The sequence below is a fragment of the Pseudooceanicola marinus genome (assembly GCF_020177265.1).
In the GTDB taxonomy this organism is placed as follows: domain Bacteria; phylum Pseudomonadota; class Alphaproteobacteria; order Rhodobacterales; family Rhodobacteraceae; genus Pseudooceanicola; species Pseudooceanicola marinus_A.
Genome location: NZ_JAIVMC010000004.1, coordinates 86761 through 101175, shown reverse-complemented (window position 1 = coordinate 101175; position 14415 = coordinate 86761). Strand labels below are relative to the sequence as shown.

The 14415-nt window shown below is 68.9% G+C and carries 16 protein-coding genes; 7 read left to right on the top strand and 9 right to left on the bottom strand.

What is annotated here, in order from left to right; all coding sequences use genetic code 11:
• Positions 1–29: 29 nt before the first annotated feature.
• The 6 genes from LC066_RS07550 to rbfA all read right to left on the bottom strand — a co-directional run bounded on the left by LC066_RS07550 (position 30) and on the right by rbfA (position 5904).
• Entirely contained in the window at positions 30–545 is a 516-nt protein-coding gene (locus LC066_RS07550) for a DUF3035 domain-containing protein (protein WP_222477273.1), read from the bottom strand.
• A 50-nt stretch (positions 546–595) separates the two neighbouring features.
• Positions 596–1063: a signal peptidase II gene (gene lspA / locus LC066_RS07545; RefSeq protein WP_224897675.1), complete on the bottom strand. Its 468-nt coding sequence runs from the start codon at positions 1061–1063 to the stop codon at positions 596–598.
• A gap of 20 nt (positions 1064–1083) precedes the next feature.
• Positions 1084–2682 (bottom strand): bifunctional phosphoribosylaminoimidazolecarboxamide formyltransferase/IMP cyclohydrolase, encoded by a 1599-nt coding sequence (gene purH, locus LC066_RS07540; RefSeq protein WP_224897673.1) that lies wholly within the window; start codon positions 2680–2682, stop codon positions 1084–1086.
• Positions 2683–2704: 22 nt separating this feature from the next.
• Positions 2705–4459 (bottom strand): heparinase II/III family protein, encoded by a 1755-nt coding sequence (locus LC066_RS07535; protein WP_224897670.1) that lies wholly within the window; start codon positions 4457–4459, stop codon positions 2705–2707.
• Between the two features lie 208 nt (positions 4460–4667).
• Complete coding sequence (locus LC066_RS07530) at positions 4668–5384, bottom strand: phosphodiester glycosidase family protein (RefSeq protein WP_224898147.1); 717 nt, start codon at positions 5382–5384, stop codon at positions 4668–4670.
• A gap of 64 nt (positions 5385–5448) precedes the next feature.
• Positions 5449–5904, bottom strand: coding sequence for a 30S ribosome-binding factor RbfA (gene rbfA / locus LC066_RS07525; RefSeq protein ID WP_224897668.1), 456 nt, complete (start codon positions 5902–5904; stop codon positions 5449–5451).
• Between the two features lie 251 nt (positions 5905–6155).
• Between rbfA and dapB the strand changes: the two genes are divergently transcribed.
• Positions 6156–6971 carry a 4-hydroxy-tetrahydrodipicolinate reductase gene (gene dapB, locus LC066_RS07520; RefSeq protein ID WP_224897666.1) on the top strand — a complete coding sequence of 272 codons (816 nt, stop codon included), beginning with the start codon at positions 6156–6158 and terminating at the stop codon, positions 6969–6971.
• Between the two features lie 113 nt (positions 6972–7084).
• Positions 7085–7465 carry a dihydrodipicolinate reductase gene (locus LC066_RS07515; protein WP_224897664.1) on the top strand — a complete coding sequence of 127 codons (381 nt, stop codon included), beginning with the start codon at positions 7085–7087 and terminating at the stop codon, positions 7463–7465.
• A gap of 84 nt (positions 7466–7549) precedes the next feature.
• On the opposite strand, the gene LC066_RS07510 is transcribed toward LC066_RS07515, so the two are convergent.
• Positions 7550–7756, bottom strand: coding sequence for a DUF1674 domain-containing protein (locus LC066_RS07510; RefSeq protein WP_412103234.1), 207 nt, complete (start codon positions 7754–7756; stop codon positions 7550–7552).
• A gap of 214 nt (positions 7757–7970) precedes the next feature.
• On the opposite strand from LC066_RS07510, the gene LC066_RS07505 reads away from it, so the two are divergent.
• The 5 genes from LC066_RS07505 to rpsO all read left to right on the top strand — a co-directional run bounded on the left by LC066_RS07505 (position 7971) and on the right by rpsO (position 12916).
• Positions 7971–9380: an RsmB/NOP family class I SAM-dependent RNA methyltransferase gene (locus LC066_RS07505; protein ID WP_224897663.1), complete on the top strand. Its 1410-nt coding sequence runs from the start codon at positions 7971–7973 to the stop codon at positions 9378–9380.
• Positions 9381–9605: 225 nt separating this feature from the next.
• Positions 9606–10541, top strand: coding sequence for a tRNA pseudouridine(55) synthase TruB (gene truB / locus LC066_RS07500; RefSeq protein WP_224897660.1), 936 nt, complete (start codon positions 9606–9608; stop codon positions 10539–10541).
• Between the two features lie 8 nt (positions 10542–10549).
• A complete protein-coding gene (locus LC066_RS07495; protein ID WP_224898143.1) occupies positions 10550–11077 on the top strand; it encodes a DUF1643 domain-containing protein in 528 nt (175 codons plus the stop codon).
• A gap of 106 nt (positions 11078–11183) precedes the next feature.
• Entirely contained in the window at positions 11184–12440 is a 1257-nt protein-coding gene (locus tag LC066_RS21430) for a calcium-binding protein (RefSeq protein WP_263625020.1), read from the top strand.
• 206 nt (positions 12441–12646) lie between these two features.
• On the top strand, positions 12647–12916 hold the full coding sequence (gene rpsO / locus LC066_RS07475) for a 30S ribosomal protein S15 (RefSeq protein ID WP_222477256.1): 270 nt from the start codon (positions 12647–12649) through the stop codon (positions 12914–12916).
• A 108-nt stretch (positions 12917–13024) separates the two neighbouring features.
• Here rpsO and LC066_RS07470 read toward each other — a convergent pair whose 3' ends face one another.
• Positions 13025–13393: a hypothetical protein gene (locus tag LC066_RS07470; RefSeq protein WP_224897658.1), complete on the bottom strand. Its 369-nt coding sequence runs from the start codon at positions 13391–13393 to the stop codon at positions 13025–13027.
• Between the two features lie 127 nt (positions 13394–13520).
• The gene (locus LC066_RS07465; protein WP_224897656.1) at positions 13521–14204 is read right to left on the bottom strand and encodes a class I SAM-dependent methyltransferase; all 684 of its coding nucleotides are present in this window, start codon (positions 14202–14204) and stop codon (positions 13521–13523) included.
• Positions 14205–14415: the final 211 nt, after the last annotated feature.

Sequence of the window (14415 nt, the reverse complement as noted above, 5' to 3'; positions counted from 1 at the left end):
ACCGGGCAGCGCTCAAAGCACCGTCGCGGTCAGTCGACCGGCGGGTAGCTGGGCACCGGCACGCCGCGGCGCACGTAGTACTGGGCCACGTTGCGCGGGTCGATCGACTGGTCCTCATAGGCGCGGTAATACTGGTCCAGCTTGAAGGGGCGCAGGTTGTTGAACATCGCCTTCCGGCGGCGGAATTCCTCGTCCTCGGCGGCCAGCGTCGGGCGAATCTGCGGGTCAACCCCGGCGCGCGACGCATAGGTGACCAGCGCGCCATCGGCGGTGCTGACGCCTTGGTCTTCCAGCGCCGACGGACGTCCGCCCAGAACCGCCACGGCATCGCCCAAGGGTTGCTGATCGACACGGTTGGACCCGCCTGGCGTCGGCGCGGGCAGCGCGGCGTAATCCTCGGGCTGTTCCAACTCCTTGGAGGGGACGATGTTGAACTCTTCAGGCCCCCCGCCACTGTCCGAGAAGTAGCGCAGCGTGCCGTCGCCGCTGCTGCAGCCGGCCAGCGCACAGATGGTCAGAATGATCGCTCCCCGAGCCAGATTCATCGCGGTACTCCTTGGCGTTGCCCGAGGCTTATCCGATTGCAGGTCCGAGGTCACGCCTCTTTCTCCGCCGGCAGGAACACCAGCGCCGCCGCTCCGAGGAAGATCGCCACATCCGCAATGTTGAAGGCATAGGGGTTGTCGATGCCGCAGCAGGTGACATTGGCGAAATCCGCCACGGCCCCGTAAAGCAGCCGGTCGACGACATTGCCAAGCGCGCCGCCCACCACCAGGCCGGCGGCGATCAGGCCGGCGCGGCGCGGCATCTCGCGCTTCACCCACCACAGCACGCCGACGGAGATCAGCAGCGCCAGGGCGATCAGCACCCAGCGGGCCCAATGCGCCCCGTCCGAGAACAGGCCGAAGTTGATCCCGTCGTTCCAGGCCATGCGGAACCGCAGGTAGCCGTCGATCAGGACGATCTCCTGGCGATGCGCCAGATCCATCATGTGCACGACCAGGTATTTCGTCACCTGGTCGGCCAGAAAGACCCAGAAGGCGGCCCAGAACACGATGCGCATTGGTGTTTCCCTTGCCCGCTTCAGTGACGGAAGTGGCGCATGCCGGTCATCACCATGGCCAGGCCGGCTTCGTCGGCGGCGGCGATCACCTCGTCGTCACGCATGGAGCCGCCGGGCTGGATGACAGCGGTGGCGCCCGCCTCCGCCGCGGTCAGCAGGCCATCGGCGAAGGGGAAGAAGGCGTCGGAGGCCACGACGGAGCCACGGGTCAGCGGTTCCGACAGGCCCAGCACCTCGGCCATGTCCTGCGCCTTGCGGGCGGCGATGCGGCAGCTGTCCACGCGGGACATCTGGCCCGCGCCCACGCCCACGGTCGCGCCGTCCTTGACGTAGACGATGGCGTTCGACTTCACGTGCTTGGCGACCTTCCAGGCAAACAGCATGTCGGCCATTTCCTTTTCCGAGGGCTGACGCTTGGTCACCACCTTCAGGTCGTCCATGTCGATGTGACCGGCGTCCTTGTCCTGCACCAGGTAGCCGCCCGAGACCTGCTTCACCATCAGGCCGGCGGTCAGCGGGTTGGCCAGGCCGTTGGTCAGCAGCAGGCGCACGTTCTTCTTCTTAGCCAAGATCTCCTTGGCGGCGTCATCGGCACCGGGGGCGATGATGACCTCAGTGAAGATCTGGCTGATCTCTTCCGCCGTCTCCGCGTCCAGCTTGGAGTTCAGGGCGATGATGCCCCCGAAGGCCGAGGTGCGGTCGCAGTCAAACGCGCTCATGTAGGCTTCGCGCAGGGTCTGGCCGCGCGCCACGCCGCAGGGGTTGGCGTGCTTGATGATGGCACAGGCCGGGCCGTTGCCGGGCAGGAATTCCGACACCAGCTCAAACGCCGCATCGGTGTCGTTGATGTTGTTGTAGCTGAGTTCCTTGCCCTGCAGCTGGGTCGCATTGGCCACGCCCGGACGGTCGGAGCCATCGGTGTAGAAGGCTGCCGACTGGTGCGGGTTCTCGCCATAGCGCAGGGTCTGGGCCAGGGTGCCGGCAAAGGCACGACGGCGCGGCGCGGTCTCTTCCAGGGCGCCGGTCATCCAGGCCGAAACGGCGGCGTCATAGGCGCCGGTGCGGGCATAGGCGGTCAGCGCCAGCTTCTGGCGGAAGGCATAGGAGGTGGCGCCGTCGTTGGCCTCCAGCTCGCCCAGCAGGGGCTGGTAGTCCTCGACATCCACCACGACGTTGACGAACTTGTGGTTCTTGGCCGCGGCGCGGATCATCGCCGGGCCGCCGATGTCGATGTTCTCGATGCAGGTGTCGTAATCGGCGCCCTTCGCCACGGTTTCCTCGAAGGGGTAGAGGTTGACGATCAGCAGGTCGATCGGGCCGATGCCGTGTTCGTTCATCGCCGCCACGTGGCCCTCGTCGTCGCGCAGCGCCAGAAGGCCGCCGTGCACCTTGGGGTGCAGGGTCTTCACCCGGCCGTCCATCATTTCCGGGAAGCCGGTGACATCGGCCACGTCGCGCACCTCCAGGCCCGCGTCCCGCAGCATCCCGGCGCTGCCGCCGGTGGACAGCAGCTCGACCCCACGCGCGGCCAGCGCCTTGGCCAGGTCGACCAGCCCGGTCTTGTCGGAAACGGAGATCAGCGCGCGGCGGACGGGGTGCAGGGCTCGGGTGTCGGTCATGGTGTCGGGGTCCAGCTGTGGGTCAGGTCAGATCACTCAGTAAAACCGGGTCCTCCTCCTCGTGGGAGAGGTCCCGGACGGAGACGGGAGTATCCTGTGCCTTGGCAAAAGACCAGCGAATGCGCGAGGCATATTCAACGGCGCGGCCCGAAAGAACGATCTGAAGGGTCGATCGGGGCTTCAGCCGGTTACGTTCGAGAAAGACCGAAGGCTCCAGCGTCATCTCCTGGCGGCCATCATGGCGGAACACCCAGACCTCGCCGCTCTTCAGCGCCAGGCTGACGGCGGTGCCGCCCATATCCAGATGCGCCTCGATCTCCGGGTGCAGGTGGAAACGGATCTGGTAGGGGATGCCCTCCAGCTTGTGGGCGTCCATGACGCGGTCGAACCGCTTCTTGTCGCGGTCGTCGAGGCACAGCAGCATGTCCTCGCCCGCAATGGCGCGCCCGTCGAAGGTCAGCTCCAGCGTGCGGGCATGGGTCAGGCCGTGGGTCCGCACCCAGCCGTCATGCCCGCCCTGGAAACGAATCCCGTCGGAGGCATGGGTCAGGCGGACCGGCACCGTCTTCGGTGCATCCTCCAGCTCCTCGCCGCGCAGCCCCTTGCGATGCGACAACCGCCCCGAGGACAGCCCGTCGAGGCAGAGGGTGGAATGGCTGGGGGTGGCCCGCCCGGCGCGGCGCCACTCGGGGCCGAAACTGCGACCCGAGCCGCAGTTCACCACGACCGGGCGCCGCCCCGAGGTCAGCTCGAACGCCAGGGTGGAGGCATGGGCCGAGAGGCTGGCGCGCCCGGTGGGCGGCGGGCTGGCGTCGACGACGACCGAGGTGCGGCCCGTCGACAGCCGGGCGAATCCCATCGCCAGCCCATCCGGCTGGGCATGGCTGATGCCGCTGGCGGCCAGCGCCTGGTCCAGCCGCCCTTCCTGCCCGCGCCCGCCGCCGTGGAACCGCGCCAGCGATCCATCGGCATGGCGCAGGGTGCGAAGGGTGGGGGCGATACGTTCGATGGCGGCGCGATGTTCCGGGCCGGTCTCGATCTCGGCCTCTTCCAGGGCCAGGGCGGCCCAGGTCAGCAGGGTGAAGACCTCCAGCAGCTCTTCGGGATTGCGCGTGGGCAACCCGCCCTGGGCGTCGATCTGGGCCTTTGCCTCGCGTTCCAGGGCGCGGCGGGCGGGGTCGACGTGCCCTTCCATTCCCCGCAGGGCGAGGCCCGCGTAGATCAGCCCGGTCAGCGCCTCGAAGCGCGGCAACCCGGGCCGCGCGGCCTTCCATCGACGCGACAGATAAATGGTCTGGCGGCCCAGCGATAGGAAAAAGGCCTCGGAGGCGGCACTGTCCCGGGCGCGCAGCAGGAACAGGGCGTGGTGGATCCAGCGGATCAGCCGCCGCCCGGCCAGATCGGGCTGCCAGCCGGGGCCGCGCCCACGTCCGTAGCGCGCCATCCAGTCCCAGGTCCACTCCTGGGCCGCCAGCCGCGCCTTCTGGTCGCCCACGGCGGCCAGGTCATCGAGCCAGGCAAAGCCGTGCACTTCATCCTCGAAGGCGTCATCGGGGGGCGCAATGTCCCAGATCGAGGTCTTGGGCGCCTCGACCAGCTGGCCCGCGAAAAGGAAATTGCCCGCCAGCATCTGCCGGCCCCGGGCAAAGGCGCCGACGCTGCGGGGTTCGGGCTGGCTGGTAAAGGCGGTGGCAGGACGGGCGCGGGCCGCGGCCCATGCGTGCAGACGGTTCAGAAACCGTGCGCCGCCGGGGGCCTGGGGCTCGGATCGGGACATCTGCCTGCCTCTGTCGCTCGTCTGCTTGTCGTCGAAACGCTCTGCTGGCGTTTGGCCGCATCCTAGCCCGCACCGCAAGCCCTGTCATGCGTGAAACGGGATCAGTGCCGCGCTGTGCCCGATCCGCCAGCATCCGCGCCCCCTGCCCGGGCAAAGGGGGCCGTGACCCCGCCCGCCGGCGGCCATCGGCTGTCAGGACGATACCGACTTACTCCGCCGCATCCTCGACCACGGCCACGATGGGACCCATCGGGCGGCCCCAGTCGGCCCGGCCCAGCTCGGGCGCATAGAGCCGCGAGACGTTGCCGTCGAAGTAGAGCGCCTGCGGCAGGTCCAGCATATCGCGGAAGACGCTGGCGAAATCGTGGAAGGTGACGGCACTGCGGGAGATGACGAAGACCGCACGGTCCCCCTCCGCCGTCGTGCCCACCCCGTTGCGGATGTAGCGCGAGGTGCTGTCGGGCAAGAAGCGCGGGTGCAGCTCTCCGTCGATCACCAGCATTGGACCCGACTGGGTCGCATCGCGGCACCCCAGGTCGTCGCGGCGGCGCTGGTACTCAAGCGTCTCGACCACCTCCGCCCGGCCGTCGGCCAGGCAGAAGACCCCGTTGGGCAGCAGACCGAAATTGCCCGGCCCGGCATTGGGGATCACGCGCATGATCTCCTGCCCGTCTTCCAGGTAGTGGCCCACGGGCGCCCGGTCCTCGTGGTACATGCCGGCGTTCATCGCGAAGGCCAGGCGCTTGCCCTTGCTGGCCAGACGCGCCTCAAGCGTAGTGAAATCGCCGTAGGGCGCCCCGCCCGGATCATAGAGGAAGAGTTCAAGGTCCTCCGCCGAGGGATCGACCTCGCAGATCGAGTAGCGGTTGCCCTCCCAGGTCTCGTCCCGACAGGTGACCGCCCCCGCCGCGAGGGGCCAGAGCATCAGCAGGAGCAGGAACACCGGGCCCGCCAGCACGGCGGGAAAGGGACGGCGGGCGATCACCGGGTCAGCCCCCGGTCCGCTCGTCGTCGTCGCGATCATCATCGTCCTGGGCCTCGTCGTCCTGATCGGCACCGGTATCGCGGCGCACGGTCTCGTCGGCGAAGAGGCGGCGGGTCTCGTCCAGCCGGTCGAAGGTATCATCGGGACGGAAGCGCAGATCCGGCGTGAACTTCAGGTTCAGCTTCTTGCCGATCTGGCGGCGCAGCTCGCCGCGGTTCTTGGCCAGCAGGTCGATGGCATCATCGACGTGACCGCCGCCCAGGGGCATCACGTAGGCCGTGGCGATCTTCAGGTCCGGCGAACAGCGCACCTCGCCCACGGTGATCGACAGCCGGTTCAGCTCCGGATCATGGATGTCGCCACGCGACAGCAGCTCGGACAGGGCGCGCCGCACCGTTTCGCCCACGCGCAGCTGCCGCTGCGAGGGTCCCGCGCCGTCGTGAAACTTGTTCTTGCTCATCGCTGCCGCCTCATGCGGGGCCGGCCGGTCCGGCCCCTCCTGTCTGTCGTGTCAATGTCGCGCCGCATCTAGGCCCTTCGCGCGCCGGGAACAAGGCCCGCCACCGGGAGGGCACCGGCACCCGGCCGTCCCGCGCCGCCACGGATGTCCGAACCCTGCCACGCGCCCCGCCCTTTGCCAAGCAGGGCCGGGGACGCTAAGGAAGGCCGGCAACAGCACCGGCGGCCGCGCGGCCCCAGAAGGAGACCCCCATGACCAATCAACCGGGTATCGTGATCACCGGCGCCTCGGGGCGCATGGGCCAGATGCTGATCCGCACCGTGACCGAGAGCGACGCCGCCCGCCTCGTCGGCGTGCTGGAACGCAGCGGCCATGACTGGATCGGCCGGGACGTGGGCGAATGCATGGGCGGCGCTGCCCTGGGCGTGAGCGTCACCGACGACGCGCTGGAGGCCTTTTCCAAGGCCCAGGCGGTGATCGACTTCACCGCGCCCGCCGCCACCGTGGAATTCGCGGCGCTGGCCGCCCAGGCCCGCGCCACCCATGTGATAGGCACCACCGGCCTGTCCGACGACGACCTGGAAAAGATCGCCGCCGCCGCCCGCCATGCCACCATCGTCCGCGCCGGCAACATGTCCCTGGGGGTCAACCTGCTGGTGCAGCTGACCAAACAGGTCGCCGCCGCCCTGGACGAGGATTTCGACATCGAGGTGATCGAGTATCATCACAACCGCAAGGTCGACGCCCCCTCGGGCACCGCGCTGATGCTGGGCGAGGCCGCCGCCGAAGGCCGCGGCGTGGACCTGAAGGAGGTCACCGACAGCGGCCGTGACGGCATCACCGGCGCCCGCAAGCGCGGCGACATCGGGTTTTCCGCCATCCGCGCCGGGGCCATCGTGGGCGAACATGACGTGATGTTCGCCTCGCAGTCCGAACGCCTCGTGCTGCGCCACGTGGCCGAGGATCGCTCCGTCTTCGCCCGCGGCGCGCTGAAGGCCGCGCTTTGGGGTCAGGACAAGGGGCCGGGCGAGTACGACATGCTGGACGTGCTCGGCCTGAAGGGCTGAGCAGACAGCCCGCGCCCCCCCCGGGCGCGGGCGCCTGCGCACAGATCCGCGCGTCCGGCAGGACCCTCATCCGGGGTGTTGAAACGGCACGGCGTGGCCTCTATCTCAACCGCATGAGCCTGTCGCACCACACGGTACCTCATGGCCTCTGCGCCCTTGCCTGCCTGGCGCTGCTGTCGCCACCGGCAGAGGCCTCCGATATCCACACCATTTCCACCCGCAATGATTTCGTCGCCCTTGTCGCCGGCGCCCGGCTGAGCGCGCTTGGCGTCACCATGCGGATCGAGGGAGATGGCCGCATTCGCGGCGAGATGCTGGGCACCGGCCTGTCGGGCCGCTGGCACTGGCAGGACGATCTTTTCTGCCGGCAGCTGAGCTGGGGAGATCGACGCAGCAAGGAGGAGTGCCAGACAGTCACCCTCATCTCCCAGACCCTGCGATTTACAAGCGACGCAGGCGAGGGACAGTCGAAGGACTTCTGGCTGCGCCGCTGACCCCTTGCGCCATGGGGGCCAGGCGCCGAGCGGAGCCTGAACCGTCACGCCATGCTCAGGCCGGGCCAGCCCCGGACGCCGCGATCAGAAATCGATCGCGATGCCCTTCTTTTCCCAGTCGCCGTAGCGCGCGGGGTCCGGCCCGTCGCGGCCGCCCAGCTCCTTCGGGCGGGCGGCTTCGGCAGCCAGCGCGGCCTCGCGGCGGGCATCGGCCTCTTCCAGGGCGCGGCGCGCAACCTCCGGCAGGGCAGCCCGACGGGCGGCCTCTTCCTCGGGGCTCAGGCGGGGCACCGCGGGCGCTTCGGGGGCGTCGTCGGCGGCACCGCTGGTCAGGTCGGGAACCGGCTGCGGCATCCGGTCGGAGGTCTCTTCGCTCATGGCACGCTTCCTTTCGGCTCTCCCCATGATATACGCCGCCCTCATCCAGCCGCAAGACGAGCCCCAGTCACGATCTGCCGTCACGATCTTTCCCGGGATCTGACCCGTTGCCCCGAAAGGTGCCCCGATGTCCAAGCCGACCACGCCCCGCCCGCCCCGCTCCAACGGCCAGGGCCGCCCTGATCGCAAGGGCGGACCGAAGGGCCCGCGCGGCGGCAAGCCCGGAGGCGGCCCGCGTGGCCGTGACGGCAGCGCCGATCGCGCGCCGGCCGCGCCGCTCTCGGCCCGTGCCGGGGCGCTGCGCCTGCTGAACGGGGTGCTGGGCGAGGACCCGCGCCTGCTGTCGGAACTGCGCGAGGCGCCCTGGCTGGGCCGGCTCTCCCCGCCGGACCGCGCCCGGGCTCAGCGTCTGACGACGGAAACGCTGCGCCAGCTGGAACGCTGCGACCGGCTGCTGGAAAAGCACCTGACGAAGGCGCCACCCCTGCCGATCCTGAACATCCTGCGCCTGGGCACCTGGGAACTGGCCGCGGGCGGCGCGGCGCATGGCGTGGTCAATGACTGGGTGACCGAGGCGGCGCGGGCCGCGGGCCGGGCCAACATGAAGGGGCTTGTCAACGCGGTGCTGCGCAAGGTCGCCGCCGAGGCCGAGGACGAATGGCCCAAGCTGCGCGCGCCCCGCCTGCCCGACTGGCTGCGCGAACCGCTGTCGCTGGCCTACGGCCACGAGAAGATCCGCGCCTTCGAGACGGCCCATGCCGCGGGCGCGCCCCTGGACCTGACGGTGAAAGACCCTGCCAGCGCCGAACACTGGGCGAAGGAGCTGGGCGCCACGCTGCTGCCCACCGGATCGCTGCGCCTCGCCGACGGTGGCCAGGTGTCGGCCCTGCCGGGTTACGCCGAGGGCGCCTGGTGGGTGCAGGATGCCGCCGCCGCCCTGCCCGCCCGCCTGCTGGGTGACCTGACCGGCAAGACCGCGCTGGACCTCTGCGCCGCCCCGGGCGGCAAGACGATGCAACTGGCCGCCGCAGGCGCCCGGGTCACCGCGCTGGACCTCAGCGAAACCCGCCTGGCACGGGTGCAGGAGAACCTCTCCCGCACCGGGCTGTCCGCCGGGATCCGCGCCGGCGACGCGCTGGAACAGACCGGCGCATACGACGTGATCCTGCTCGATGCGCCCTGCTCCGCCACCGGCACCATCCGCCGCCACCCGGACCTGCCGCAGGCCCGCGACGGCGACGAGATCGGCGAGTTGATCGAGCTGCAGTCGGCCATGCTGGACCACGCCCTGACCCTGCTGGCCCCCGGCGGCCGCCTCGTCTTCTGCACCTGTTCGCTGATCCCCGACGAGGGCGAATGCCAGGTGGAAGAGGCGCTGGAACGCCACCCCGGCCTCAGCGTGATCGCCCCCGAGAGCCCCGGCCTCGAACCCGCCTGGATCACCGAGGAAGGCGGCGTCCGTACCACCCCCGACCTCTGGCCGGACCTGGGCGGCATGGACGGGTTCTACATGGCTGTGCTGCGCAAGGCCGACTGAGCGCGCCAGGGATCGTCCTGGCGGACGATGGCCTCCGGCGGGAGTATTTTCAGCCATCGTATGGAAGGAGCAACTCTCCTTGTTCCATACGATGGCCAGAAATACTCCGGGGGGAATTGAGCCGCAGGCTCAAGGGGGGCAGCGCCCCCGCCCCTGGACGCTTGACGGATGCGCGCGGCTCGGCTAGCTCACCGGCCTTTGAAAACAGGCAATCCGAGAGACGACATGGCACGCAAACGCAAGGGGCGCGACATTTCCGGCTGGCTGGTGGTGGACAAGCCCGCGGGGCTGACCTCCAACGCGGTCGTGAACAAGGTCCGCTGGGCCTTCGACGCCAAGAAGGCGGGCCATGCGGGCACGCTGGACCCCGAGGCGACGGGCACTTTGGCCGTGGCCCTGGGCGAGGCGACCAAGACCGTGCCCTTCGTGACCGATGCGCTGAAGGCCTATGATTTCACCGTCACCTTCGGCGCCGCCACCAATACCGACGATGCCGAGGGCGAGGTCATCGCCACCTCCGACACGCGCCCCAGAGATGACGAGATCAAGGAGGCGCTGAACGCCTTCGTCGGCGACATCCAACAGGTCCCGCCGCAATTCTCCGCCGTCAAGATCGACGGCGAACGCGCCTACAAGCGTGCCCGCGATGGCGAGGAGATGGAGCTGGCGGCCCGTCCCCTCTGGGTCGAGAGCCTGATCCTGCTGGACCGTCCCGATGCCGATCACGCGCGTCTGGAGATGGTCTGCGGCAAGGGCGGCTACGTCCGGTCCATCGCGCGCGACCTGGGCGCGAAACTGGGCTGTCTGGGTCATGTCGACCACCTGCGCCGCGTCTGGTCCGGCCCCTTCGAGGCGGCCAAGGGCATCTCCTTCGCCACGGTGGAGGAGCTGGCGCGCACGCCCGATCTGGATCAGTACCTGCTGCCGCTGGAAACCGGGCTGACCGACCTGCCCATGGTCACCGCCACCGCCGAGGGCGCGGCGCGACTGCGCCATGGCAACCCAGGCATGGTAATCGCCCAGGGCCTTGACTACGGCGAGGAGTGCTGGGCCGTGCACCAGGGCGTGCCGGTCGCCGTGGGCACCTTCAAGGCGGGCGAGCTGCACCCCAGCCGCGTCTTCAACCTGCCCGCGGCCCCCGCCCCGACGCCGGAAGGCTGATGGCGGCGCTGGTCGAGAAGCACTTCCAGAAGGGCGACGCCACCAGCGCCGCCCTCTATTCCCCCTGCGGCCACTACCGCTATGCCCTGACCCGGGTCTGGGACGACAGGGCGCCGCGCCTTCTTTACGTCATGCTGAACCCCTCGACCGCCACGGAACAGCAGAACGACCCGACCATCGAACGCTGCGAGCGGCGTGCCCGCACCCTTGGCTATGGCGGGTTCCGGGCCTGCAACATCTTCGCCTGGCGCGAGACCTCGCCCGCCCTGCTGAAGAAGGCCGCCGATCCGATCGGCCCCGCGAACGATGCCCAGCTGGCGGAGGCTGCCCGCTGGGTCGGCGACAACGGGCTGATCCTCTGTGGCTGGGGGGCACATGCGGATCACATGGGGCGTGGCCGGGCCTGCGCCGCCCTGCTGCGGGCCACCGGCCGACCGCTGGCGCACCTGGGCCTGACCAAGGCCGGGGAGCCGCGCCACCCGCTCTACATCGCCTATGCCACCCAGCCACACCCCTGGGTGGTAGCGGTCGATTAACCACCCGCTCCGGATGTCTTTGACCTGGCGCCCTGCCGCGTGGCCTACTCGCCACGGGTGTGAGTGCGCGCTCCGCGTCCACGGACGGCGGAGCAGGTAGGGTGACATGTATCTTCTGGCCAGTCTGATGGGCATGCTGATGATCGGCGCCACCGCCGTCCTGGCGCTGGACGACACCGCCGATGTGGAGAACGAGGACACCGACAGCGAAGAGGATCACGACACCGGCAGCAGCAGCGGCTGGCTCGACCGGATCCTCGGCGGCGGCGAGACGCCTGCCGGAGACGACGATCCCGAAACGGATGAGGTCGAAACAGATGGCGCCGGCAACGAGGAGACAGACACCTCCGCCGGGACCGACCCGTCCGGCGACGATGCCTTGTCCGAGACTGGCCTGGGTGAGACCTCGGGCGACGACGTGGCAGCCGAGGACGAGATTGCAACCGCCTCGGGCGACAACCTCCTGAGCCTTGATGAGATGATGGCCCTGCGCGCCCGGCTCGACCGGCTGGCGGAGGAGTTCACGACCTCTCTGAACACCATCGAGGCCGGCACCCCCGGCGACGACCTGATGCAGGGCGGCGACGGACAGGACCAGCTGGGCGGCTACAGCGGCGAGGATTCCATTGCCGGCGGGGCCGGAGATGACGCGCTTCATGGCATGCGCGGCAACGACGCCCTGCTGGGCGAGTCGGGCGATGACACGTTGGAGGGCGGCTCCGGGGACGACCTGTTGGCGGGGGGCTCGGGCGCGGATGTGCTGTCGGGCATGTCCGGCGCCGACACGCTGGCCGGCGGCGCGGGCAACGACGTGCTACGCGGCGGGGCAGGCGACGATCTGTTGGCCGGCGGGTCAGGCGATGACGCGGCCTCCGGCGGGATCGGCAATGACCGGCTTCTGGGCGGGCTGGGGGCGGATACGCTCTTCGGCGCGTCGGGGGACGACTGGATCTCCGGTCTGATCGAGAGCCTGGACGAAGATCCCGCCACCGCCGAGGGGGGGCCGCGGGATCTGGATCAGGGCGACTATCTGAACGGCGGCTCCGGCGACGACACGCTGATCGGTGGCGCGGGCGACACGCTGACCGGCGGCGCGGGCGCGGATGTCTTCGTGCTGGGCGACTGGATCACCGGCGAGGAAACGGCGGTCGAGATCATCGACTTCACCCCCGAGGACGACGTGCTGATGGTCACCTATGCCGATGGCACCCCGCCGCCCGAGATCAGCATCCAGAGCGACGGCACCACGACCCGCGTCCTGGCGGATGGCACCTGTATCGCCAGCTTCGCCGGGACGGATGCGATCGGCGAAGGCAGCATCGCCGTCCTGCCCCTGTCCGACGCCCAGACCTTCGCCGCCTGACCGGCAGTCTGACGGGACACCTGACGGGGTCGCCTCGGGCAAGTGGCTGCGCGAAGCCGGGCAAAACGCCAGAAAAGGCTTTATTTCACCGCCGGAATCCCCTATCAGCGCGCAATCTTTCGGGGACCGCCCCGGTGGATTCTTTATGGACCCTGCTGGACGACATCCCGGCTTGTGCCCCAACCCTGAACTCATAGGAGATTCCGATGTCGATCACCGTCGAAGAAAAAGCCCGCCTGATCAAGGAATTCGGCACCAAGGAAGGCGACACCGGTTCGCCCGAGGTGCAGGTTGCGATCCTCAGCTCGCGTATCGCGACCCTGACCGAGCATTTCAAGACCCACAAGAAGGACAACCACGGTCGCCGTGGCCTTCTGATGATGGTCGCCCAGCGTCGTAAGCTGCTGGACTACCTCAAAGGCAAGGATCAGGCCCGTTACCAGGACCTCATCAAGCGCCTGGGCCTGCGCCGCTAAGCGCGCCCACCGTCGCAAGACAGCAAACGCCCGGTCCGAAAGGAGCGGGCGTTTCGCGTTTTGGCGCCGCGGGAGGTCACCCGACGGGGCGACACGCCCACAAACCCATTACTCGCACATAAGAGTAGGCTTGCGGAAACCGTCAACGATGTAGTCGTCCCCCTGCTTGATTGCAGTAAGCGTGTAGACACATTGGTTTGAATGGGGGACGTAGGTCGTCGATTGGCTGTATGCGGTTGCGTAGCCACCGTTGCCATAAACCGTTGTTGTCGTTGGTGTGGTGATCGGAATGACACCACTATTCGTCATCGACCACTGGAACGCGCGCCTGTTCGCACTGATGTCCATGACGTGGCTTGGCGGGCCATAGTCCAAGATGGGCTCCTGAATGGATTTCCCGACATAACTTTCCATGATGCTGCTGGCGCATCCAGTCATCAGCAAGACGGCCAGCGCCCCAGCGAATAGTCGTTTCAACAAAATCTCCTCCCCTTTTCCGTCAGAGACAGACTGACGGCCAGACGCCCGACACAGAAGAAGAAATTGCAAGATCCAGTCGGAAACAGCCGGTAGCGTATCCTCAATGCGTCACCACTGCCCCTCCCTACCCCCGCCGCGCCAGGAACAGGACCTGGCCGCGCGGCAGCATGCGGTCGTCGCGGGTCAGCTGCCAGCCCAGCCCCTCGGCCACGGTGCGCACCTCCGCTTCGGGGCGGTGCCAGGGGGGCTTGCCCGGATGGGTCACCACACCGTCCGCCTGGCGATAGGGCGCGCCTGCGGCTTCCTCGGGGGCGAGGAAGACGGTGAAGGCGAAAAGCTCCAGCGCCGGGAAGCGACGCAGCGAAGTCAGCGCGCGGTCGAGGTAACCGGGTGCCAAGTGCGGGAATACGGCGAAGCAGATCGCATGGGTGATCGCGTCGCTGACGCCCGGGAAGTCGAAACCGGGATCGCCGATCAGCTGCGCCGGGTCGGGGCGCTGCGCCGGCGGCACCTCCACCAGTTCCCGCTCATATCCGGCCAGCAGGATCTCGCGGCTGGCGTCGGTGGCCCAGTAGTGGCCCGGGCACAGATAGGGGATCGCCTTGCAGCCCAGGCGCAGGGCACCAGCACCGATGTCCAACAGGTGGTGATGGGAGTGCAGCCCGTGATCGCGCAGCAGGCCCATCTGCACCCGTCCGGTTTCATCCCAGCGGCCGCCGACGATGGCACGATGGCGCCCCTCGGCAATGGCCCGGTCGTAGAAACCGGGAGCCTCGTAGGGCGAGGGGGGCAGCGGGGCGGAAGACATCGGGGCGGCATCTTTTCGGCTGGGACGGGGACCACGGGCAGGCTCGGGCGCGCCGCGCGGGCGGGCCGGATCCGCCCTGCATATCGGTCCCGGCGCACACGGCAAGGACGAATTGCCCCGCCCGGCGCCCAACCTCAAAGCTTTCCAAGAGACCCATTCTCCTGTATGGCGCCGGTAATCTGAGACGTAGCGCAAGGGACCCCGGCGCTGT